The sequence below is a fragment of the Nonomuraea sp. NPDC049637 genome, assembly GCF_040675235.1.
Taxonomy (GTDB): Bacteria; Actinomycetota; Actinomycetes; order Streptosporangiales; family Streptosporangiaceae; genus Nonomuraea.
Genome location: NZ_JBFAOM010000040.1, coordinates 9949 through 31301, shown reverse-complemented (window position 1 = coordinate 31301; position 21353 = coordinate 9949). Strand labels below are relative to the sequence as shown.

Here is a 21353-nt window from a genome sequence, read left to right as displayed (position 1 = left end):
CCGCCAAGCCCTGCATCGACCAAATCCCGCGCAAGAAGTGGCAGGCTCTGGGCCCAGAGACGCTGCTCAGCCTGACTGGCAGTGATCCCAGCGCTGGCCCGTAGGTGCTCGGCGATCTCTTGACCCAGAGTACGTTCGGATGCCAACTCCGACGTCAGCCGAACCAGACTCTCCGCCGAATGCTGAAGGGGTCCAGACGGCAGGCTGGCCGGTCCCCCCATGGACTCACTGAGATTTTTAGCCGAAGGGCTACCCCCCGAAACCGTTTTCTTCGCCTCGACAGACCTACGGACCATCATTGCAACCTCCCCTCGAAGGACGTCATCTGGGACATCACTTATACCTCTGCAGAGCTCTGTTCCCAGTCAGGGAATTACTGAGCTGTCAACGCGCGGAGCCAGCTCAGGAACGTGACCAAGCGGTCGACTTCGCCATCATTTGGGGGTGAGAGCACCGCACCTCGATGATGCGCGAACCCGTTTCGGATCTGACGGACGGCCGAGACCTCTTCGATGAACGCATCCTGGTCTACCTGCCACCCTAGGCGGTGCCAGCAGTCGGCACGTCGCAGAACATGCTCGATGCCGCCCAGGTCCAGGTCCTCCACCGAGTGAATACGAGATCGGCCAGTCACGTCCCGCAACTCAGCGATGGTAGGGAACGCCTGGTTCACGATCCCGCGCAGACGACGTTCGATTTCCCCCAGGGGCAGGTGGGTACCGCTGAACCGCTCCAGCAGTGACAAGGCACCCTTCAGGGTAACGATCCCGGATACGTGTGACTGCTCGTCCTGAACATAGGCGAAGCCGTGATAAGTCAAGATCGGCATGACGTTCTCCAACTCGGCCTCGATACTCACCACGTGGGCCTGTTGCACCGCAGCGAGGAGATCTGCCGACCGGGCGCTCATACGAACGATGGAGATCGACCGGAGCGTTGCGACGCCCATCAGGGTCGAGGCGTCTACGAGGACAGGAAGCCGATCGAACTTGTGGAGCGTCAGGAGGGTCTCAGCTCGAGCCAGCGTATCGGCCGGTGAAAGGCTTACAAGCTTGGCGATACGAGCGGTTGGAAGATCACCTACACGCAGCACGATGCTGCCGTCGTTGATCATTAAAGGGCCCTGAGCGGGGCGATGTGCGAACAAGGCCACGCTGACGCGGCCATGCGCTTGGGCAGCATGAGCTACTCCTACGGATTGGGGGCTTTCCTAAACCGCGTCGCGGCGGAAGCCCGGCGTGCCGTAACTGATGTTGAGACGATAGCTGTTCGAGGGGCCGGGTGGAACACATTCGTTCGATCGTCTTCCCCCGGCTCGGCCATGCAAGGAAGAGTGCACCGCCCGAGGACAGCATCCGCATGCCCAAGCCGCATCAGCCGCTCTCTCGCTATGGCGGGATGGGGGATATGTGCGGGATGATCTTGCGCGGGCTAGGTGCCCCGGCTGCTATATGCCCAGCTCAAGCCATCCAAAGAGACGGAGTAGGTCCCCCTCTCCTAAAGCGGGTGCCGCAGGTTCGAATCCTGCCGGGGGCACTCATCTCCACCAGGCGTTTCATCTTCTGACCTACGGTTTCTTGGCCGCAGGTCTTTTGCTTTCCAGACCCTTGATAGGTCACCGAAGGTACCCGTATGCAGCCGTAGGACTTTGATCGGGAGGCATACGGGAGACGATCTCGAAGGCGTTTCCCGAGGTCAGCTACGGATTCGCTGGCCAGCCTGTCGAGGCCGAACTCCTCGTATCTACGATCGGCATCGTGCAGCGCCTTGCCCTCTTCGACCTCGGTAGGACACTCATTGATCTCGATGACGCGATCACGCGGTGGGCCGAGGAGTTCGCTGAGCAACATCACTTGAAGCCTGAAGACGTCGCCTGGCTCGTCTCCCTGGATCAAGGCCTCCACCCCCATCGAGAGGTGTTCTTCAACGAGGTGCGGGAGCACTTCGCACTGGCGGCATCGGTCGAGGAGCCATGGGCCGGCTACCGCCAGCGGATGCCGCAGCTCGTGCAGTGTTACCCCGGCGTCCTGTCCGAGTTGGCTGATCTGCGCGCCGCCGGGTGGCGCGCGTGGGGATCGTCACCAACGGCATGGCGGACAACCAACTCGGCAAGCTCCGGCGAACCGGCCTGGCTGACGTGGTTGACGGCTACGCGGTGTCGGGGTTGAGGGTGTCCGGAAGCCGGATGCTCGCCTCTTCCACATCGCCGCCCAGCGATGCGGAGCCAGCCTCGTCGAGGGCAGTTGGATGGTGGGTGACAACCTCGTCGCGGACATCGCAGGTGCTCATGCTGCGGGTCTGCGCGGCATCTAGGTCGATCGAGGTATTTCGCCGGGGCACGGGCATCGGGCCGATCACGTGGTGGCGGGTGTAGTCGAGGCGATTGCCCTCATGCGTGATACGCACCAGCCGGGATAAATGTTGAGCTGATGCCATATGAGCAGTTCAGCTCGACGGCGCGACGACCGCCCTTTATCGTCACATTGATCCCATAGATAGTCGTCCTCAAGGTCCAAAGGATCCAGGGTGATGGCGTCCCAGGAACAGATCGCCGCCGTGGCGGACGATCGAGCAGTCACGCGAACAGCGCGCCAACGATGTGCGCAAGCTCATCAACCTGCTCGAAGACCGCGCGTTGAAGGGCAAGGCGGCCGAAAAACTGCTCAACGACTGCCAGGCATGGGAGGCAGCCTATCGAGACATCTTCAACCGGGCCTTGGCACTGGTCGAGTCCGCGCATCCCGATCCTGCCAAGCCGACAGATCCCTTATTAGGGCTGGGGAGGCCGCCACTGTATCTGCTAGGGAGGTCGGCTTATGAGTCCGCCCGCAAACCGGATTGGCCTCAACATCGGAGGGCGTCGTGGCTGAGCCCATGGTTCCCAATCCGCGCCACGTACGGCTGAAGCAGTTGCTTGACCAGACCGAGGATGAGGCTCGCGAGCTGCGGCAGGCGTATCTTCCGGCCATCCATTCCATGACCTCCGGAACGGTCTGGACTGGCCCCACTGCCCGCAAGTGGTTCGCCGACTTGCAGGAACGTCAACGTCAGCTGCTCGCCATAGCCCAGCGGATGATCAGCGCCGTCGAAGAGGAGTTGCGCCGGCACCAGCCCATGGTCACCGAGACGATGGCGAACTCGATCCGCCACGAGATGGCAGGGCGCACGTAATGGCGTCGGACAACGAATTTTTGCGGTATCGATCCAGACGCAATGGATGGCATGCCGCGCTCTTTACAGGAAGCGACAAACCGCCTAAGCGACTTCTATCAGCAATTCGATCGCCTCTTCCGCGCAAACGGCATCAACGCCGGACCGCTGCAAGAGATTCTCGCCGTCTCGGAGTGGAGTGGGAGCCAGATCTCCATGCTCGCCTACCGCAGCCAGACGATCCGCGAGCTGGGCAAGGGAGCCGGCGCGGCCTTCCTCATGCTCCCCGACCAACTTACCGCCTTCGACGACGCTCGCGGGCTAGCCACCATGTACAGCCAGGACATCATGGTGCACGGCCCTGGCGACCTGCAGGCACGCCTTGTCCATGAACACGCCGACGAGATCGCCGAGCTGGCGGACAACCCGCAGGCTGCGGCGGCCTTCTTCGCCATGCTTTCGCCGACCGTACGCAACGCTCTGCCCAGCCTGCTGGTCGCCACTGGCAGCAAGACCGCCAAACAGGACCTCGCCGCGTTCAGCAAAGCTCTCGGCGCAGCGTTACGCGCACCGGCGAGCGTGCCCGCGTTCGAACGGTTCAAGAACGACTTCCTCAACGCTTCCACCCAGGACGCTGCGTGGAACCGATTAGCCCTGTTGAAAGGCGCCGGCGCCCCGACTTCCTATCGAATCGCCGCCGTCCGCGCACTGGCGCTGGATGATTTCGCGACCAACTCGCAGCGGACCTTTCGTCCCACAGGGCCCTCCGAAGCCGAAGCTTACGGCTACCCTTCGGACACGGTCGGTATGGCGCTGGAGGTCATCGCCGATGATGGCGCCGCCGTACGCGACGCTTTCACTGCCATGGGCGGACCGCAGGTCAAGCTCACCCGCACCGAGAAAATGAAGCTTTTCGTCGACTACGCCAAACGATTCGGCGGCGGAGAGAAAGTTGCCGACGCCTTGGGCCGCGCCCTGGTCTCCGGATCCGAGGCCACTGCCGGTACACCGGGAAAGCACTCCCCGGAAGCCGCCACCTTCGCTTTCGACGCCATCAGGATGACGGGATCATTCGGCGAAAAACTACCCGTCACCGCCCAGAACTCCATGGGGCTGATAGCACAGTCCTACGTCCACGAACTGATCACAGGCGGACGTTTTGACAAAGCCATCGACAGATCATCGGGGATGGGCCGCCCGCCCGGGTGGACCGACATCCCCGGTGTAACCCCTGCCTTCTACCTGAGCCCGGGCGACACCTTCCACTTCCTGCGCACCTTCATGGGCAACGAGCGCGCCACCGACAAGTTCGACTCAGCCGTGGCCCAGTTCTACCACGACACGATGGTCACCACAGCGGGTCTCGACGGCAAACAGGCGACCCAGCATTTCGACCATGCCGCCACGATGTTCGGTGACTTCGCCGGGATCGAATTCAAGGCGGCGTCCGATGTGCGAGGTCAGGCCGATGCCATCGACGAACTCGTCATTGACATGGGCAAGAACACCCTTGCTCTGGGGATCGACAGCGTTCCGGTAGCCGGCGCGGCGATCGACCTCACATGGACCGTGGCCAAGACCTACGCCGTCAGCCGACTGCTCGACGGATGGGCGGAGAGTTTCGAGACCCGCGTGGAGAAGCTCGACGCCAAACATGTCGACTACGTCGAACGGCAGAGGTACGAAATGGCGCGCCTCCTGCGCGAAGGCGGATTCCCCGCCACCCGTCCCCCTGACGAGCTGATCAGCAAGGAGACCGGCCAGCTCAAGACGTACGACGAGATTCTCAAGGAGGTCAAGCGGGAAGCGGCAGGGGGCGACGAGAAGAAGGTCCTGAGAGAGAAACTCACGCTCTATGAACGCTGGTCGGACGGCAATCAGAGGCTCGACGAGAAGATGGAGGACGCCGCAAGATCCACAACCAGCACCCTGACCAAAGAGCTGATCGATAAATGGAGCTGACCCCTGCGACTCATCGCGCGAGGCAGCGGGATTCCGCCCGCAAATGCCAGGTCGGCGGCTGTTCATGGACCTCCACCGTTACTGTGATGCCAAGCGCTACTTTCGACCCGTGGATGACCCGGCCTGTCGTTTGGTCCACCTGCTGGGGATCGAACGTCACGTCATAGCCAAAGCGAGGCAGCCTGAGAGTGTCAGCCATCAGGCGCTCGGCTCGATCAAGGAAATCGTCAACCGGCTCGTTGCCTCGCGTGTTCTCCGCCGTGGCCACGAGGACTCTTTTGAACCGCTCGTCACCGCAAGGAATATCGGTGTCCGGCCGTTCGACAATGCGCAGCTTCTTGAGTGGGTTCTTGAAGACGTCATCTGTCTCCAGCGTATGAGTGTCTTTCTGCAGCTCAGCCGCCGCCTCGCCAAGAGATGGCCCTGAAGAGCATGAGACCAAAGCCAGAATGAAGATCGCTAAGAGACAACATACTGCACGCATGCCGTACCTCCGTTGGCGCGGCCAGACCGTGCTTTTATCCTGACCTGCGCTCGGCGCAGCGGCCACCACTTCTGCAAATCTCGATCTCCTTTCGAACGGTGATTACGGCGCCGAGCCAGCTTTCGAGTGGGCTTGGGCGAGGCTGGTCTTGGCCAAGGTCTGGAAGTCGCGTATGAGCGGGTCGTTGCCGTAGTGGGCGAGTTGGTTGACGAACTCTCGGACGTAGCGGCGGCGGGTGCGTGCTGATCGTAGGTCGGCCGCTGTGGCGACGACCTCCCACGGAATGGCGATGCCTTGCTCCGCGTCGCCGCCGGCGACGTGGCTTGTGGCGAGGATGGTTCGGACGAAGGACAGGCCGCATACGTACAGGGACTTCGGTAGGGCCACATTTTCTAACACCCGGTCGCGCGGTGGTGGTGGCCGGGATCAAGGAAGCAGTGGGCGAACTCGGCCGCCAACTCGGCCTCGTCGAAGTACTTCAACCTGACCGGATCATCCTTGGGACTGCGCCTCCCGAACCAGCGCTCGGACGCCCCGAGAGCACGGGTGCACCGCGGCACGCGCCGACGCCATCGAGTTCGTCCGGGAACTCCGGCCTCTCCTCGTCAGCTCCACTCAGGGATGACAGCGCTATCCGTAGAGAAGGTGACATGCCCGATTGCGGATGAGGAACTCTGATCGGGATGGCGGAAAGAGCTCGTCACATTTCGCGGCGATCCAGGAACCCGAGCTCCTCCTGTCGCGGACCTCAGGAACTACGGGCCTGGACCTTCTTGGACGACGAAGGGGCGTAGCAGTCGTGTGCGGCGTCCGGGGGACGTCTCCATACCGCTGACGTGGCACAGCCCAGCCCCGTGATTGGTGGTGCTCCCGCGGCCGTCTCGTCTTGTTCTTCAGCTGCTTACGATCTGTCCGCAGCACCGTCGAGGGCGGCGGCGTATCGGGAGTGGGTGTGTGCGTCGCTGGCGGGGTGAGCGCGGCTGGGCGTTCAGCAGAGCTCAGGCGGGGCGTCGGCATCGGGGTTGCCGTCGTCCGAGGCGACGGGTTGTCAGTGCCCCATGCACTCGACCAGATGCTGAAACTGACACAGGCCAGGAGGCCGGCGATGAGCATCAACCGGGGCAAGCGATCCGGGCATCGCAGAGGGAATCGCCCGGGTGGAGCTGGGGTCGAATATGTTCGCCAGTCAAGGGAGTCGGACGCGTTGAGGGGCCCGGTCGATCCTGAAGCGGCAGGCCGGACGGCTGTCGCCGCAGCGGATGCCGCTCTCCGAGGAGCAGGGCGGGCTGGTCGGGATCGGTGTGCATGGTCCTCCTCTCGCTGCGCGTGCATGGCAGGCTGGCGCAGCGTGACGGATTTCAGCGGGAACGACGCGGCATGGCGAGCAAGCATGGAAGCGGAATGGCCCCGGCAGATCCGGGGCCGGGCTTGGTGTGGGTTCTCAGCGAACCTGACGGGTTCTCAGCCGACCTGGCGGGGGGAGGTGGTGGCTTTCATCTGATGTGGTGATGATGTTCAGTGCGCCTGGAGTGGTTCCTGGGGCTTTGGGGTTTGGAGGCAGGTTTGTCGCCGTTGGTCATCGAGTTGGATCCGCTGCGGGCTGCCGGCCCGGTGTTGCTGGGGGCGTCGTTCGAGGAGGCGGGGCGGGCGCTGGCGGCGTGGGGAACGCCGCAGCCGTTTGCACCATATCCGGGGGCTGAACCGCTGGATTGGCGGCTGATGGACTCGGGGGTGATTGCCCATGTGTTCTGCGGATCCGCGGGCGTGGTGCAGACGATCGAAATCTCCCCGTTCGATGATGAATCGCCGGCGCGGGTGCTTCTGATGGGAATGGACCTCTTCTCGGCGCCTGCCGAGCAGGTGATCGCGGAACTGGCAGCCCGCTACGACGTGGAGGATGACGCGGGCGGCCTGGTCGTGCCGGAGCTTTCGGTCGGGATGTCCTACCCGGCAGACCTTGACCAGGCAGGTTTTGACAGTGTTCTGATCGCAGGTCCGGGCTACTACGACCCGCCTCATCGGGACGGCGGGTCATAAGCGCGGGTCTGGCCGGCGCGGATGAGTTCCAGGCGATCCAGGTTGGAGGCGACGGCTTGGTCAGAAGCGACAGTTAGTTATGTGTCGAGGGCTAGAGACCGCTTGAGCGGCTGGCCGGTCTTGTCGTTGTGCCGGACCACACTGGTGAGTGCGAGGATGCGGGTCAGTACGCGGATGATGACGCCGGCGTGGATGCGGCCGCCGTGACGTTCCAGGTCCAGCTGGCTCTTGCGGGTCTGCTTGATCGACTCGATGGTCTGGCGCAGTGGCTTGAACAGTGCAGCGCCGGGCCGCTCGGGTTCGCTCTGACGGGCCGGGCACAGCAGGTGCAGCTCACGCTCGGTGAGCTCGGCTTCGAAGACGCGGCCGTAGTGATGCCGATCGGCGATGATCGTCTGTCTCGGGTGAGCGGTCAGGACGTCGGGTGCGGCCTGCCGCATGCCGAGCAGTACCTCGCGTTCATCGGCCTCGGCGCCGCTGAGGGCGTGCAGCACCGGCAGTCCGCCCAGCGTGCACAGCAGATGCAGCCGAAGCCCCCAGAAGTAGCGGGAGTGGGAGGCGCAGTAGTCGTATTCCGCCCACCCGGCCAGCGCTGAGCGCCGGGCCGTCGTCCCCCGTGAGCGGCCGCATTTGATCGGCGTGGAGTCGGCTACCCAGACGTCGTCACTCCACAGCGAGGTGTCGGCGGCCAGTATCCGGATCACGTGCCTAACCAGGCCGCAGGCGTTGCGCAGCCGCCGGTTGTAGCCCGGCTGGCCAGGCAGATGCGAGAACATCGCGCTCAACTCGGTGCGAGCGTGCCGCGGCCAGCGGCGCTCGGAGGTGAAGCCCAGCAGCGCCGACAGCACCGCCAAGGTCACCAGCTCGGCGTCGCTGAGCGTCGGCGGATGTCGACCTTCGGCCGCCACGGAGCCGACTGCGGCTGGGCCTTCAACACATCATCGATACGCACGTACAGTGCGGTTGCGAGGGCGTCTAACTCTTTCGTCACACATAGAGCTTGGGCACCCCCGCCCTATCTCCGCAGCTACGCCTTGACATCAATCATCTGGTGGCCTTTTGCACGTGGCGCCTGGTCGTGGCTGAGCGCAGCAACGATTTGGGCACATGTTGCACGAACCTGTTAGTCGTTGGACCGTACCATTACGATCGGCTAAGCGCATCGCAAAAGGTCTGTACGGAATGGAATCACTCTGCGATGCACGGTCACGTCTCACTCAGCGGTAAGGATTCGCCATGTCAAATCCCTACGGGCAGCAGTACGAGCCGAACAGACCGCATCCCTCTGCGCATGGTGCACCGCTTCCCGGCTACGGAACGATGTCTCCTTATCACCATCAGCAGATGCGCAACGGATTAGGCATCGCCGCGCTGGTCATGGGTATCATTGGAGTGCTGACCGGGGTGATTCCGATTCTGTTCTTCGCCTCCGGCACCCTCGGCCTTTTAGCGGTGATCTTTGGTTTCGTCGGTCGCGCCCGGGCAAGCCGCGGCACGGCCTCCAACGGCGGCTTGGCGTTGTCGGGAGCCATCCTCGGCCTCATTTCCATGGGACTCGCAACATGGGGACTGGTTGTCACAGTGAGCGCCGTGGGCGACGCGGCAACGCAGCTCGACAAGGCGCTCGCCACCGCATCCCCTGAAGGGGCCGATCCCAGCCCGACGAAGAGCCAGGCACGCAAACCGATCCCGCTGGGTGCTGTCGCAAAGGAGCCTCCGTTCTCGTTGAAGGTCGTGTCCGTCAGCCGTGAGCAGACCGTGAGCAGTTCCATCGACAGCCACAAAGCCCAGGGCTTCTACGTCGTCGTACGGGTCCTGGTGAAGAACACCAGCAACAGCCCCGCCTCGTTCGACGGCACCAACTCAGGCCTCCTGGACAGCGACAGCAAGCAGTACAACGTGGACTCGGGCGCGACGATCAGTCAGAATCTGGAGACGGGCCAGGGCTTGTACGACGAGATCAACCCCGGCCAAAAGGTCACCAGGGTGCTGGTGTTCGACCTTCCGAAGAAGGCGAAGCCCGTCGTGATCGCCATGTTCGGTGCCGAGGGCTCCGACGGAGCGTTCATGTACCTGGTCGAAAACAGCGAGTTGGCCTCGCCGGCGTGATGCGGGCCTTCCCGACCAACCCCGCTCTCAAGGTGTGCCGGTCTTGCTCACAGGTGTGCCGTCACGCGAGATGAAATGCCCCCGCGACCGTCTCGCGCACCGCGCCCGCCCGGTAGGTGCGCCAGCGGCAGAGGCAGAGGCAGTGGCGAATACGACCGAGGGGCCTCGGTGAAGCCGGACAGCCACCTTATGGGCGTAGCCTATGCGGCTGTCGAGTTGAAAGGGATTCACGGCTTGGGAGAAAGGCAAGCCCATCGACTCTGCCGTAAACCTGTATGATGGAGCGTTTCGAGGGTGAGCACCCGCATCTGGAGAGTGGGGAACACTTTGCGGACCATCCTCTGCGTACATGGCCCTGGACCAGCCTGAAAACTCATCGTGCGGCGAGTTACAGGGCGCCCATACCGAAGGGTCAATACGCGTCGGGCACCGGCTACATAGCCCTACATCCAGCTCGACCTTGACACTGCGGCGAGTCAAGGAGGCGTCTCAGTTTGACCACCGCCCTCATCAAACGCACGAAGTGCGCCGGCCCGACACCCGGCACACGGGGAAGACAGCGACCGGCATCGTGCGGACCGTGTGACCACTGCCTTCCGCAGCCGGACGCCAGACAGAGCGCGGGTCTGTCCGATTAGCAGGACCACGGCCGCATGAGCACGTACGCACGAAAAGGGCTTACTAATGAGGCCCGATACGCTATTCGTCACTCACCGTGACGGTGAATTCTGCACCCAGTGCTGTGATTCCTCCTCCAATTGTGTTGAGCAAGGTTTCGAGGAGCGCCAGCCGATGGCTCTGCTTCTGGATGGCTGTCCGGGTGACGTGCGGTTGCACGATGACGACGCGGTATCGATCACGCTGATGTCTGCTGGCGAGCGCTATAAGCATCTCGCGGCGGTCGGCGACACGTGTGCCGTACTCCCACGTAGCAGGTTTCTCGATGGGGGGTGATTCAAGTCGACGAAGAAGCCGATCTCCGTCTAGGTAGGCGAGGTTCTTCGCCGCCTGACCCGCGACGACTTCGTAGGCTGCGACCGCTATCTCTCGTCTCTTGGCAGTGCTTTTGGCGGATTTCACGTGGATGAGACTGAGAGTCCCGTCTTCATCGACGTGCACAAAGTCTGCGATTTCACCCGGCCCGTCGTCGCAGGTGAGCCATCCGGATGAATATTGTCGAGCGACCCAGCCGAACAGCGAATCGTCACCCGGCTCACCGGTCAAGGCATGGATACGAACGGGCGAGGTCGCCGGCTTCTCCCGCGTGATGTCGTAGCCGGTGAAGTCATCGAATTGCCACCCACGAAAAGGCGCATTTCGCGTCTCACGCCTATACACACCATGGCCATCGATGACGTGGCCAGAATCGAAGTAGATCCGTATCAGTCCTTGCGAATCGTGCAAGGCGTCAAGAATGCGACGCGTCTCAGGCAGACTGGTCGGGGTTCGCGATGGGTCGAAGCCGAATTTTATTGAAACGCCTCCATTCCTAGCTTGGCCTACTGCAGCTTGTATACTTCCGCACAACACGCCGTCGAGGCCGACGTCCATGAAGAAGCCAGCCGAATCCGGTCGGCCATGGACTTGAAATGTTGCTCTTTCCAGGAGTGCCGCCGCTTCGACCGTTACCTCATCACGCTGCCCCTCAACAAGCTCGCCTGGCGTGATGGTGGAGAGGTCATAGGCGCCCCGGACACCAGAAAGACTATGTACCTCCGTAGCCAGTATCGGGAAGGGGGCTCGCTCGGTCGCGCTCGCCCTCGAGACCTCATCCAGTCGCCGTAGTACGTCCCCCGCCATAGCGATGAAGTCCTCGAAGTCGCGGGAGGCCCTGGACCAGATAAGCCCGTCCTTCGGCGTGACTCCGATATTTCCCGTTCGCGGACCGCCGGGTGCTCCCCACGAAGGAGCCGTACGGGCCGAGGAGTATACGAACGAGCTGTCCTCCAAAGGACTCAGCGCATCCTGCAGGCGTTGACCATTGAGCGCCTTGGCGTCCGGTCGGGTGGTGCGGCGGGCATGTGTGCCGCGCAACCACAGAGCACGCGTCTCCCCTTCGCAGAAGGCGCGTTGTAGCACTTCAGACGCGACGATATTGAAAGGTGACGCACCATTCTTTCGAAGCCAGCGCCTGATGTACCGCTTCTGCGTGTCGTCACAATGGACCACCAAGAGATCTTTATATCTCAAGGTCAGGACCAGCCCGTGCTCCAAGTCCACTAGTGATGGAGCCGCAGTGGTGGCCCACGAAGGACTGGACTCCCTGCGATAGATAAACCCGTTGACGAGCAGCCCAGCCACACCAGCCGATTTCTCAATACCATCAGCCAGTACAGCGGTTGCGCTTTCCGCCTGATCAGCTAGCGATCTCTTGAGCACATCAAGCAGTGCTTGTGTCGCATGCTCGGGGTCATGCCGAACGCATCGAAGCGCAACGACCGAGAAATAGGGCCTCAACCAACGGCACCGGATGATTCCCAGATCTGTCACACCAGCGAACATCGACCAACGCCGAGCCCTTTAATCCGTGACCCATGCGATGGTAGCAGAAACGTAACATGCGAGTACCGCCATATCATTTTTTACCCGACTTCAGCGGACTGGCGCTCGCTCGACACCCTCCTCACCTTTCCTCACATATCATCCCGACCGGGATTCGAATGGATTTTCGATTCGAGACGTTGACCGGAAACGGTCAGTGGCCACGTTTACCTTGAAGTGGAAGTACTTTTTCCTCGGCCAACGGCTCTGAGTCGGTGGCCAACCGTCAAGAACCTAGGCGGACGAAGCATGGAACAGGATGAGGCAGTCGACTCCCCGTCCGATGCGCAGGCGCGGCTAGAGCTGTACAGCTACGCCACCGCTGACAAGCACGCCCACGAGTACATCGCACTGATGCGGCTCTTCACCGACACCCTCCTAACGGACCTGTCGGCAGCGGAAGCAGCCATGCTTCTGGCGGAAGCCGGAATCGCGCTCTCGGTGGACGACGTAGAGGCGCGCTGCCGTCAGCTGAAGCATTGGGGAAACCTGGTTCCGTCCACCCGCGACGCCCGCGTGGCGACGGTCGCCGAATGGCTGCGCTCCCGTTCTCGCTATCAGGTATCGAAACTCGGCGGTCGTGTGCACCGCCAGATCGAAGACGTGCTGTCCGCCACTGACGGCGCGAGGGAAGTGGCCCGGGAACTGCTCGGCGGTACCGTCGAAATCCTCGACCGCATCCTGCTGCGGCTCTCCCGGGACCGGCACCCGGACGCAGAGGCGTTGGCCACCGACGTGACCACTGTCTTCAACAACCAGAGACTGTTCACGGAGAGCGTGCGAGATTTCTACGCCTACCTGCACCAGGTCCTGTCCCGATATGACCTGGCGGGCACCGAGTACGCAGCGTTCAAAACCCTTCTCCTCGAATACGTCGACCTCATCTCGGCCGACGTCGCCCGGCACGCGCCCGCGGCAGCCGTCCGGCTGGAGAAGGTCGTCGCCGACCTCGATCGGTTGCTCATGGCGCTCGCCACCCTCCCCCGACTCACCGGCCCTGACGGCAGCCTCGCGGAGCGGTCGCCGGGGCGAACGGCGGCTGAATGGAACGAGCTGGTCATGTGGTACGGCGGCGGAGACGGGCGATCAGGCCCCGCTCAGCTACGTGCGGCGGCCGAGCAGGCGCTCGGCCAGCTGTTGGCGAACGCCAAGCGAATGCTTGCCGCCTCGGGCACCGGAGTGTCCCGCCGCGCCGACTTCCTCCGGCTCGCGGCGTGGTTCGCCGAGGCCGACACCGAGGAGGCGCATCTCATTTTCGCAGCCGCACTCGGCGCCTACCCCTCACGGCACCTTCTGATGGGACCCGACGAGACCGGAGCACGGGCCACGCCCGGCACCTCGTGGTGGGAGGCCGATCCGGTGGAGGTTCCGATCTCGCTGCGCATGCGTGGGGACAGGGCCGCGCGGGGTCGTACGGCACGCGTTCCGGATCCGGGGCTCGACCGGGAGCGGCTGCTGACCGAAGCGCGTGAGGAGGCCGAGCGTAAGGCTGGAGCGGCGGCCGAGTTGCTCGCCGTGGGCGATCTCAGCGACGCCGTCATCTCCCGCGCGGCCCGCGATCTGCTGCTGGAACGGCTCTCAGTCCTGCTCGCTCTGGCGCAGGAGCTGACCACGCCGGTCGCCTCCCGGGACACCGACCTGGGCCTGATGCTGGTCGCCACGCCGCTACCGGGAGCCGAGACCAGGGTCCATTCCGACGACGGCCGGCTCACCGTTCACAACCTGGCGCTGAGCATCCTGCCTCTTTCCAGATCCGGTGACCCCGCCGACGTCACGCAGACAGGAACCGACGGATGACCACCGCAGCTCACGACGCCGACGAACGCCGCATGGCCGCCCGCGCGCTCCTCGCCAACCCGGTGCTCACCGCGTACCGCCATGCTGAGGAGTTCGCGCTCGTGCGCAGGCACGCCTCCGCGCTCAAGCCGGCCTTCGGGCGGTTGCTCGGCTACGCGCTGGTCGTCGAGTCCGGTTTCGCCCGGCTAATCAAGGCTCCTCTGCCGGCGCAGGCCCCGGTCCGTCCCGCTCGCCGCTCTTCCGGCAGCGAGTTCACACCGCGTACCTACACCTATCTGGCGCTGGTCTGCGCCGGGCTTCTGGCGCGCGATGTGGGTGAGCAGGTTCTGCTGTCACGGCTCGTCGAACAGATCCGGGCGGACGCGGCCACCGCGAGAATCACGATCGACGACACGCTCGCCGAACGGCGCGACCTCGTCGCCGCCATCGATCTCCTGCTGGCCTGGGGCGTCCTGACCGAGACGGACGGAACTGTGACGGCATGGGGTGAACGTCGCGAGGAGGCACTGCTGACCGTCACCCGCGGGCTGCTGCCCCATCTTGTCTTCCGCCCCCTGCATCCGCTGGACCGCCCCGATTTGCTGTGGGTAGCGGATCCGGACGAGCCCGAACAACCGCGCCGCACGCTGCGCCGCAAACTCGTGGAAAACCCCCTGGTACATCGCGGCGACCTCAGCGACGCCGAGCGCGACGTGCTGCGCCGGGAGCGCACCGAGCTCACCCGTGTCCTCGATGAGAGCTTCGGCCTGACCCTCGAAGTACGCGCGGAGGGAGCGCTCGCCTACGACGACGACGCGCAGCTCACCGATGTCGTCTTTCCCGGCACCGGTACCGTACGCCAAGCCGCGCTGCTCCTCATCGACGCCCTGATCGAGGCCCTGCAACCGAGCCCCGGCACAGAGGTGACGCTCGACGGCCGGACCCTGCCTGGCGTGCTCGCTCCCTGGCACGTCGTGGACGACGAGCTCGCCAAGCTCGCGCAAGTCCACGCCGGCGTCTGGCGAACGGACGTCCTCGACCATCCGCTCCAGCTCCGGGACGAGGCGGCCGACCTGCTGAAAGCCGTAGGCCTCTGCACGGTCACGGGAGAGGGCCTGGTGGTGCATCCCGCCGCCGCCCGCTACCGGCCGGCGGTCCGCCTCGCGCCCCCGGCCACCCGCGCCAATCGGCGGCTCGACGACGACGCCCAGCAGTTCCAGACCCCCTTGTTCACGGACGGCACCGATGAAGGCGGAGAACCCACATGACCCTGCCATCCAGTGCTCAGGAAGGGCTCACCGCCGTAGCGCAAACGCCCCAACACCATCCGCTCCGGTGGCGACTGCACCGCGCGGGCATGGTCAACGTCTGGTACTACTACGACGCCGAGTTCGTCTTCTCCGGCGGACGGTTGGTGCTGCGCGGCACCAACGGCTCGGGGAAGTCCCGGGCGCTGGAAATGCTGCTGCCCTTTCTCCTCGACGCCGACCGCCGCAAAATGGACGCAACAGGGTCGGGCCGGGTCCGTCTGGAAGACCTCATGCGAGCCGGAGGTGAAGAGCAGCCAAACAGGCTGGGCTACCTCTGGCTGGAGCTCATCCAGCACGGGGACGGCGTGAAAAGCCCGGACAACGCCGTCCGGCCCAAGTTCCTGACCCTGGGCGCGATGGTGCGTTTCGCCAAATCCACTGGCGAGGCGAAGGCTTGGTACTTCACCACTCCACAGCGTGTAGGCCAGGACCTCGTCCTGCTCGGGGAGGATCGAACACCCTTGTCACGCGAAGGGCTGGCCGAAGTGATCGGTTCGGACCGCATCACCGACTCACCCGAAACCCACCGTGAACGCGTACGCGCTGCGGTCTTCGGACTGACGGGCGACTCGGGCAAGGAACGGTTCGCCGGCCTCCTCCAACTGCTGCGCACGCTCAGGTCCCCCGACGTCGGCAACAGGATCGAGGAGGGCAGGCTCCCGCAGATCCTCTCCGACGCACTGCCGCCACCGAGCGAAGCCTCCCTCTCACAGGCAGGCGAGCAGCTCGATGGCCTGTTGGAGACACGCACCGCGCAACAGCGGCTGGAGACGGCGCACAAGGTGGTCTCCGGATTCCTCGGCACCTACAGGCGCTACGCCGTGGGCGTGCTGGCCGAGACGGCCGAGGCCGCCCGAGTCGCCGCCGTCACAGCTGAAGACACCATACGAGAGGCCGGTGAGCTGGGCGAGAGGCACCTGCGGCTGGCCGACGAGCACGCCAGGACCGACGCCCAGGTGGCGGAACTGGCGATCAGCGAACAGGAGCTGCGCAGGTCGGTTGACGGCATTCGCGGCTCCAAGGCATACAGCGCCGTGCGAGAGTTGCACGACCGCGAGGTCACGGTCCGCGCCCTGGAGAATGCGGCGCTCTCCGCACTTGACACGGCGAACGCCGCCAGGGACGGCGAAACCGGCAGAGTGCGTGCAGCCGACGAGCGCGCCGAAGAGGTGACGGACACCATCCGGGAGGTTACCTCCGCCGTGACGGAGGCTCATGACCTGCTGGCACAGGCTGGCGTGCATGCGACCCTGCCGCAGGTCGGCTGCGTACGTGAGGACGGTGATGTGGGCGGCGCGGAGGTGGTCCGGCGGTCGTTGCACGCCGAGCCCGAACCGCTCATCCGCCCGGCGCCGGCCCGCCTCGACGTGATGCCCCCGGACCTGTCTGATGCGATCGACCGGGTGGTCCGCGCCGAGCACGCCGCGAAGCAGCGCGATGTGCACGCGATCACCCGCCGCGACCAGGCGCTTCGGCTCGACCGGCAGGCGCGCGAGGTGGAGGCAGCCGACAAACGAGCATCGCGGGAGGAGCAACGGCTGGCGGATGCGACACGGGAGGCCGAGGAGGAAGAGAAGGCTCTTGACGAGGCTGCCCTCGTCCTGGCCCACGACTGGTCGGCCTGGATCGCCCACGAGACGACGCAGAGGTTGCTGGGGGAGGTCGACTGGCGCTCCACCGCCCTGGGGCCGGTGCTCGACGACGCCGGCGCGCTGGCAGGCGACGACATCGCCGGGCTGCTCCCCGAGCTCGACCATGTCGCCTCGCAAGCCGCCACAAAGGTGCGTGACCGGCTGGCCCTCACCCTCGCCGACCTGACGAGCCAACAGGAGTCGGACGATGAACAGCGCGGACATCTGGCGACGGAGCAGGATGAGCTTCTCGCCGCGCACGATCCCGATCCCCCGCGGGGGCACTGGACGCGCCCCGCGTCCGGCGACGAGGTGCCCTTGTGGCGGGTCATTGACTTCCGCCCCGATCTCGACGAGCGGCAACGCGCCGGCTTGGAGGGAGCCCTGCTGGCCTCGGGCCTGTTGACCGCGACGATCGACGCGACCGGCGGCCTCGTCGCGCCGGACGGCCACCTGCTGGTGCACCCCATCGGTCCGGTGGCCGCACACTCGCTGAACGAGGCAATCGTCGTCGAAGCCGGCTCGCCTCTGCCGGCGGAGGTGGTCCGGGATGTGCTCGCGCGGATCTCGTGGGGCGATCAGAGCCATCCAACCTGGGTGAACCACGACGGTGCCTGGGGAAATGGCCCGTTGACCGGCCATCACCGCACGACGGCGGCTCGGCACATCGGTGCCGCCGCCCGAGCCGCCGCCCGAGCGGCGCGGCTCGCCGAGATCGACGCGGCGCTCGCCGTTCTGGCTGAGGCGGCCACGACTCGTGCCGCCCGGCGGCAGGCTCTGCTCGACGAGCGCCGAACGCTTGACACGCACGTCCGGTCAGCCCCGCGCAGCCAGCCGGTGCAGACTGCACGTGTCGTGCTGACGGGCGCGGTCAAGCGGGTGGAGAAGGCCGAAGCAGAGTTCCGCAAGGCCCGAGGAGAGGCCGTCGAGCTGCGCCGCGAATGGACGGCAGCGCTCACTGCCCACCGTGAGGCGTGCGCGGCCTTCGGCCTGCCCACCACCGTCGACGAACTCGATACCGTACGCGACCGGCTTCGAAAGGCCGGACGGCGATGTGAGAGCACACGCCAGTTCATCGCTGAGCTACGACACCGTGTGGACCTCCACAACAAAGCCGTGGCGGAGGCTCATGCGGCGTGCGAACAACGGCACGACGCCGAGGCCGCGGCCGAGCGGCAGTGGGCCACCTGGCACGGGGAGGCCTCTGAACTGGCCGCGTTGAAGGCCAATGTCGGGGCGGCGGCCGACAGGGTGCGTGCGGAGCTGAAAGCCGCCGAGTCCTCACTCGAAGCGTGCAGTGGGCAGTTGACCGATCTTCGTCGCCGCATCGCCAAGCTGGCGGAGGAGAAGGGCACGGCCGAGGCCGAGGCGCGTACGGCACGTGACCGTGCCGCCCGCGAACGACGGTCGCTCACTGACGCGGTGGACCGGCTCGCGCACCGGCTGGCTCTGCCCGGCGTGGCGGCAGCGGCGATCGGACAGCCAGGACCGCAGGTGCCCCAGGCCGACGCCGACCCCGCCACTGTCAGGACCGCCCTGCAAGGTCTGCTGGCGGCACTCGACCGACGCGGCGCGGCCGTCGACGAGAACGCGCTGATCCGGGCGCAGCAAACCGTGGAGCGTGAGCTCTCCGGAGGCTTCGACGTGATTCCGACCGTGGACGGCGGTGTCCGGCTGATCGCGATCGTCGACGGCACCGGTCAGCGCTCGCTGCCGGAGGCGGCCGCCGAGCTGGGCCGTCAGTGCGAAGAGGGACGCCACGCGCTGAGCGAGCGCGAGAGGCGGGTCTTCACCGAGTTCGTTCTCGGGGGCGTCGCCGAAGAGCTCCGGCAACGGCTCTTGCAGGCCGGGGCCTTGATCAAGGCGATGAACACGAGCCTGAGCGGCATCAGCACCAGTCACGGGATCGGGGTGCGGCTGCGCTGGAACCTCGCCGACCACGTCGGACCCGCCGTCGCGAGGATCCGCACGCTCGTGTCCACCGCGGACGACGTCCGTTCCCCCGAGCAGACCAGAGAGCTGACCGACCTGCTCAACGCGCGGGTCAACGAGGAGTTCGCGACGGACCCCACTGCTGGGTACGCGACGCATTTGAGGTCCGCACTGGACTACCGAGCGTGGCACGAGGTGGAAGTCATCATCACCGGGCCCGAGCCAGGGCGCGAGCGGAAGATCAGCCGGCGGGCCAAGCTGAGCCAAGGAGAGACGCGCTTCGTGTCGTATGTGACGCTGTTCGCTGCCGCCGACGCTTACCTGTCCGGTCTGCCGGACACGGCGAGGGCGCTGCGCCTCATCCTGCTCGACGACGCCTTCGCCAAGGTCGACGATCCCACGATCGGCGAATTGCTGGGGCTGCTCGTCCGGCTCGACCTGGACTTCGTCATGACAGGACATGCTCTCTGGGGCTTCTTCGCCCAGGTGCCAGCGTTGGATTGCTACGAGATCAGGCGCGGGGAAGGCACGGCCGCGGTCACCACCCACATCCATTGGGACGGTCGCAACCGGCACCTGCGAGCGGCCCGATGAGCCCGTCCACCCCACACCCACTTCCTGAGCGCACTCGCCGCTACCTCGCCGATCCCTGCTTGACTCCCCTGTGGGCGGCCGCACGTACAAAGCTGGAAAGGGGCAGGCTGGCCGTCACCGGGACGGTCACCGTGACGCTGGACGAGGATGGCGCCGGCAAGCTCGCGGGCCTGCTCGGCAAGCCGGTCACCGCGGGCCGGGCACGCGTCTCCCTCACCACGCTCGACCAGGCACTGCGGAAATCGGCTGCAGCGGCTGGCCTGGTCACGGTCGTGGAGCAACTCACAGGCGGCGAACTCGTCGATCGCGCAGCAGTCCGGGAGAAGACCCGCGCCTCGTGGGCCGGCATCTGGCAACAACTCGATGCGGCCCTCGCGGCGGCCGATCTTGCTGGCACGAACTGGACCCCGGTCTTCGTCGAGGGTGTACGTCGCTCGGGACTGTTGACCAGAGCCGGCGTCGATGCCGCTACCACGGTAGTTCCTCAGTTCGCGGCCGTACTTCGGGAATGCGCGGCGGCCGGCGCCTTCGAAGCCACCGTCGTTCCCCACGCTGGCTGGGAACTCGCTGAACTGGCCGGGCGGTGTCTTGGTGACGCGCACGGCCTGGACGACGGCAAACTCACCGCTTCGCTTCTGCTCCGTGCGGCCGCGGCGGCGTTCGGCATCGCCACACCCGAGACAGCCGAGGAGCGACGTAACCTGTGGACCCGGTTAGGAATGACCCCGGATCTGGTGTCCGGAACTGCCCTCGTCCTCAACCTCAGTCCGCCCGGGCCCGGCCCTTGGCCGGAAATGATGCGCGCCCGTACCGACATGGGTCTGATGACGCACCTGACTCTGCACGAGCTGCGCGGAGCGGCGACCGGCGTACGACTGGCCACACCCGGAACTCAGGTGTTCGCCTGCGAGAATCCGCAAGTCCTGCAAGCGGCGGCGAGAGCGGGAGTGTCCGTCCCCATGCTGTGCCTCGCAGGCAACCCGTCCCTTGCGGGATGGCAGACCTTGCGGCGGCTTGTGGATGACGGCGCCCGGGTTCTTTATCACGGCGATTTCGACTGGCCGGGAGTGGCAATCGCGACACGCCTGTTCGCGGTCGGCGCGGAGCCGTGGCGTATGCGAATCGGTGACTACCTGGCGGCCGTAGCGACCCTGCCACCGGACTCGGTTCTTACCCTCACTGGCACTCCAGTCCCGACCCCATGGGAACCGAACCTCACGGAAGCCATGCGCCGACAAAACCTCGCCATCCACGAGGAGACGCTCATGCCGATCCTGCTCACCGATCTGAGCGCCAACGAGACAGCGTGGAGCCTTCCATGAATTGGAGAAGCAGTGGCGCGCCAGGGGATACGCACCCTCAAGAAGACCCGCATCTGGAGAGCGGGAGCGTCTTACAGTCTGCCAGCTACACATATAGCCCTGACCATCTCGAACACCTGTCGTGCGGCAAGCCGCAGGAGGCCCACGCCGAAGAGCTCAATACGTGTCGAGCAGCACCCACATATCACCACATCCATAGACAAACCCAACCCGTAGTTGCTGGAGTCCTCCTAAGGTGGGTGCCGCAGGTTCGAATCCTGCCGGGGACGCCAGGCTCTGTCAGCAGGAAATACCCTTGACCAGCAGCAAACCTAGTCAAGGGCTTCTTGATGTGTCCGGCGCCGTACGGCCGTCGCCGATCGTTTGCGGCTGATCCTTTCCAACGCCTCCCAAGAAGCAGCGTGATCGTCTCGCCTCCGAAGGGTGTCGGCATGCCATGCAAAGGATCGACATAAAAGGCAACACGCGGGAGTCCGATCCCGCGAGGAAGGAAGCGGGCGAGGCG

General features: G+C 65.0%; 15 protein-coding genes. 12 read left to right on the top strand and 3 right to left on the bottom strand.

All coding sequences use genetic code 11. The annotated features are described in order from the left end of the window. Positions 1–373: 373 nt before the first annotated feature. Positions 374–1114, bottom strand: a complete 741-nt coding sequence (locus tag AB0J71_RS38090; RefSeq protein ID WP_364418885.1) for a CBS domain-containing protein — start codon at positions 1112–1114, stop codon at positions 374–376. 643 nt (positions 1115–1757) lie between these two features. Here AB0J71_RS38090 and AB0J71_RS38085 point away from each other — a divergent pair. From AB0J71_RS38085 to AB0J71_RS38055, 7 genes are all read left to right on the top strand, one after another. After that, a complete protein-coding gene (locus AB0J71_RS38085; protein ID WP_364418883.1) occupies positions 1758–2168 on the top strand; it encodes a hypothetical protein in 411 nt (136 codons plus the stop codon). A gap of 34 nt (positions 2169–2202) precedes the next feature. Next, the gene (locus AB0J71_RS38080) at positions 2203–2313 is read left to right on the top strand and encodes an HAD hydrolase-like protein (RefSeq protein WP_352320226.1); all 111 of its coding nucleotides are present in this window, start codon (positions 2203–2205) and stop codon (positions 2311–2313) included. Between the two features lie 286 nt (positions 2314–2599). Then, positions 2600–2905: a hypothetical protein gene (locus AB0J71_RS38075; RefSeq protein WP_364418881.1), complete on the top strand. Its 306-nt coding sequence runs from the start codon at positions 2600–2602 to the stop codon at positions 2903–2905. Beyond that, the gene (locus AB0J71_RS38070; RefSeq protein WP_364418879.1) at positions 2863–3171 is read left to right on the top strand and encodes a hypothetical protein; all 309 of its coding nucleotides are present in this window, start codon (positions 2863–2865) and stop codon (positions 3169–3171) included. Before AB0J71_RS38075 ends, AB0J71_RS38070 begins: the two co-directional genes overlap by 43 nt. A 42-nt stretch (positions 3172–3213) precedes the next feature. Beyond that, on the top strand, positions 3214–5112 hold the full coding sequence (locus tag AB0J71_RS38065; protein ID WP_364418877.1) for a hypothetical protein: 1899 nt from the start codon (positions 3214–3216) through the stop codon (positions 5110–5112). A gap of 109 nt (positions 5113–5221) precedes the next feature. After that, a complete protein-coding gene (locus AB0J71_RS38060) occupies positions 5222–5539 on the top strand; it encodes a hypothetical protein (RefSeq protein ID WP_352320182.1) in 318 nt (105 codons plus the stop codon). 1575 nt (positions 5540–7114) lie between these two features. Further along, entirely contained in the window at positions 7115–7633 is a 519-nt protein-coding gene (locus AB0J71_RS38055) for a hypothetical protein (protein WP_352320180.1), read from the top strand. A 77-nt stretch (positions 7634–7710) separates the two neighbouring features. On the opposite strand, the gene AB0J71_RS38050 is transcribed toward AB0J71_RS38055, so the two are convergent. Then, entirely contained in the window at positions 7711–8541 is an 831-nt protein-coding gene (locus AB0J71_RS38050) for an IS982 family transposase (protein ID WP_364418875.1), read from the bottom strand. Positions 8542–8869: 328 nt separating this feature from the next. On the opposite strand from AB0J71_RS38050, the gene AB0J71_RS38045 reads away from it, so the two are divergent. After that, positions 8870–9742, top strand: a complete 873-nt coding sequence (locus AB0J71_RS38045; protein WP_364418873.1) for a DUF4190 domain-containing protein — start codon at positions 8870–8872, stop codon at positions 9740–9742. A gap of 699 nt (positions 9743–10441) precedes the next feature. On the opposite strand, the gene AB0J71_RS38040 is transcribed toward AB0J71_RS38045, so the two are convergent. Then, complete coding sequence (locus AB0J71_RS38040) at positions 10442–12232, bottom strand: hypothetical protein (RefSeq protein WP_364418871.1); 1791 nt, start codon at positions 12230–12232, stop codon at positions 10442–10444. 300 nt (positions 12233–12532) lie between these two features. Between AB0J71_RS38040 and AB0J71_RS38035 the strand changes: the two genes are divergently transcribed. Genes AB0J71_RS38035 through AB0J71_RS38020 form a run of 4 tightly spaced genes read left to right on the top strand, consistent with a single transcriptional unit; the run spans position 12533 to position 20848 of the window. After that, on the top strand, positions 12533–14080 hold the full coding sequence (locus AB0J71_RS38035; RefSeq protein WP_364418869.1) for a DUF2397 domain-containing protein: 1548 nt from the start codon (positions 12533–12535) through the stop codon (positions 14078–14080). Then, a complete protein-coding gene (locus tag AB0J71_RS38030; protein ID WP_364418867.1) occupies positions 14077–15327 on the top strand; it encodes a TIGR02678 family protein in 1251 nt (416 codons plus the stop codon). The genes AB0J71_RS38035 and AB0J71_RS38030 overlap by 4 nt, the downstream gene beginning before the upstream one ends. Further along, positions 15324–19526, top strand: a complete 4203-nt coding sequence (locus AB0J71_RS38025; protein WP_364418864.1) for a TIGR02680 family protein — start codon at positions 15324–15326, stop codon at positions 19524–19526. Before AB0J71_RS38030 ends, AB0J71_RS38025 begins: the two co-directional genes overlap by 4 nt. After that, on the top strand, positions 19523–20848 hold the full coding sequence (locus tag AB0J71_RS38020; RefSeq protein ID WP_364418862.1) for a TIGR02679 family protein: 1326 nt from the start codon (positions 19523–19525) through the stop codon (positions 20846–20848). The genes AB0J71_RS38025 and AB0J71_RS38020 overlap by 4 nt, the downstream gene beginning before the upstream one ends. Positions 20849–21353: the final 505 nt, after the last annotated feature.

Coding starts and splice junctions, on each gene's coding strand:
- AB0J71_RS38025 (WP_364418864.1), top strand. CDS start 15,324: ATGACCCTGCCATCCAGTGCTCAGGAAGGGCTCACCGCCGTAGCGCAA.
- AB0J71_RS38090 (WP_364418885.1), bottom strand. CDS start 1,114: ATGATCAACGACGGCAGCATCGTGCTGCGTGTAGGTGATCTTCCAACC.
- AB0J71_RS38035 (WP_364418869.1), top strand. CDS start 12,533: ATGGAACAGGATGAGGCAGTCGACTCCCCGTCCGATGCGCAGGCGCGG.
- AB0J71_RS38065 (WP_364418877.1), top strand. CDS start 3,214: ATGGATGGCATGCCGCGCTCTTTACAGGAAGCGACAAACCGCCTAAGC.
- AB0J71_RS38020 (WP_364418862.1), top strand. CDS start 19,523: ATGAGCCCGTCCACCCCACACCCACTTCCTGAGCGCACTCGCCGCTAC.
- AB0J71_RS38045 (WP_364418873.1), top strand. CDS start 8,870: ATGTCAAATCCCTACGGGCAGCAGTACGAGCCGAACAGACCGCATCCC.
- AB0J71_RS38030 (WP_364418867.1), top strand. CDS start 14,077: ATGACCACCGCAGCTCACGACGCCGACGAACGCCGCATGGCCGCCCGC.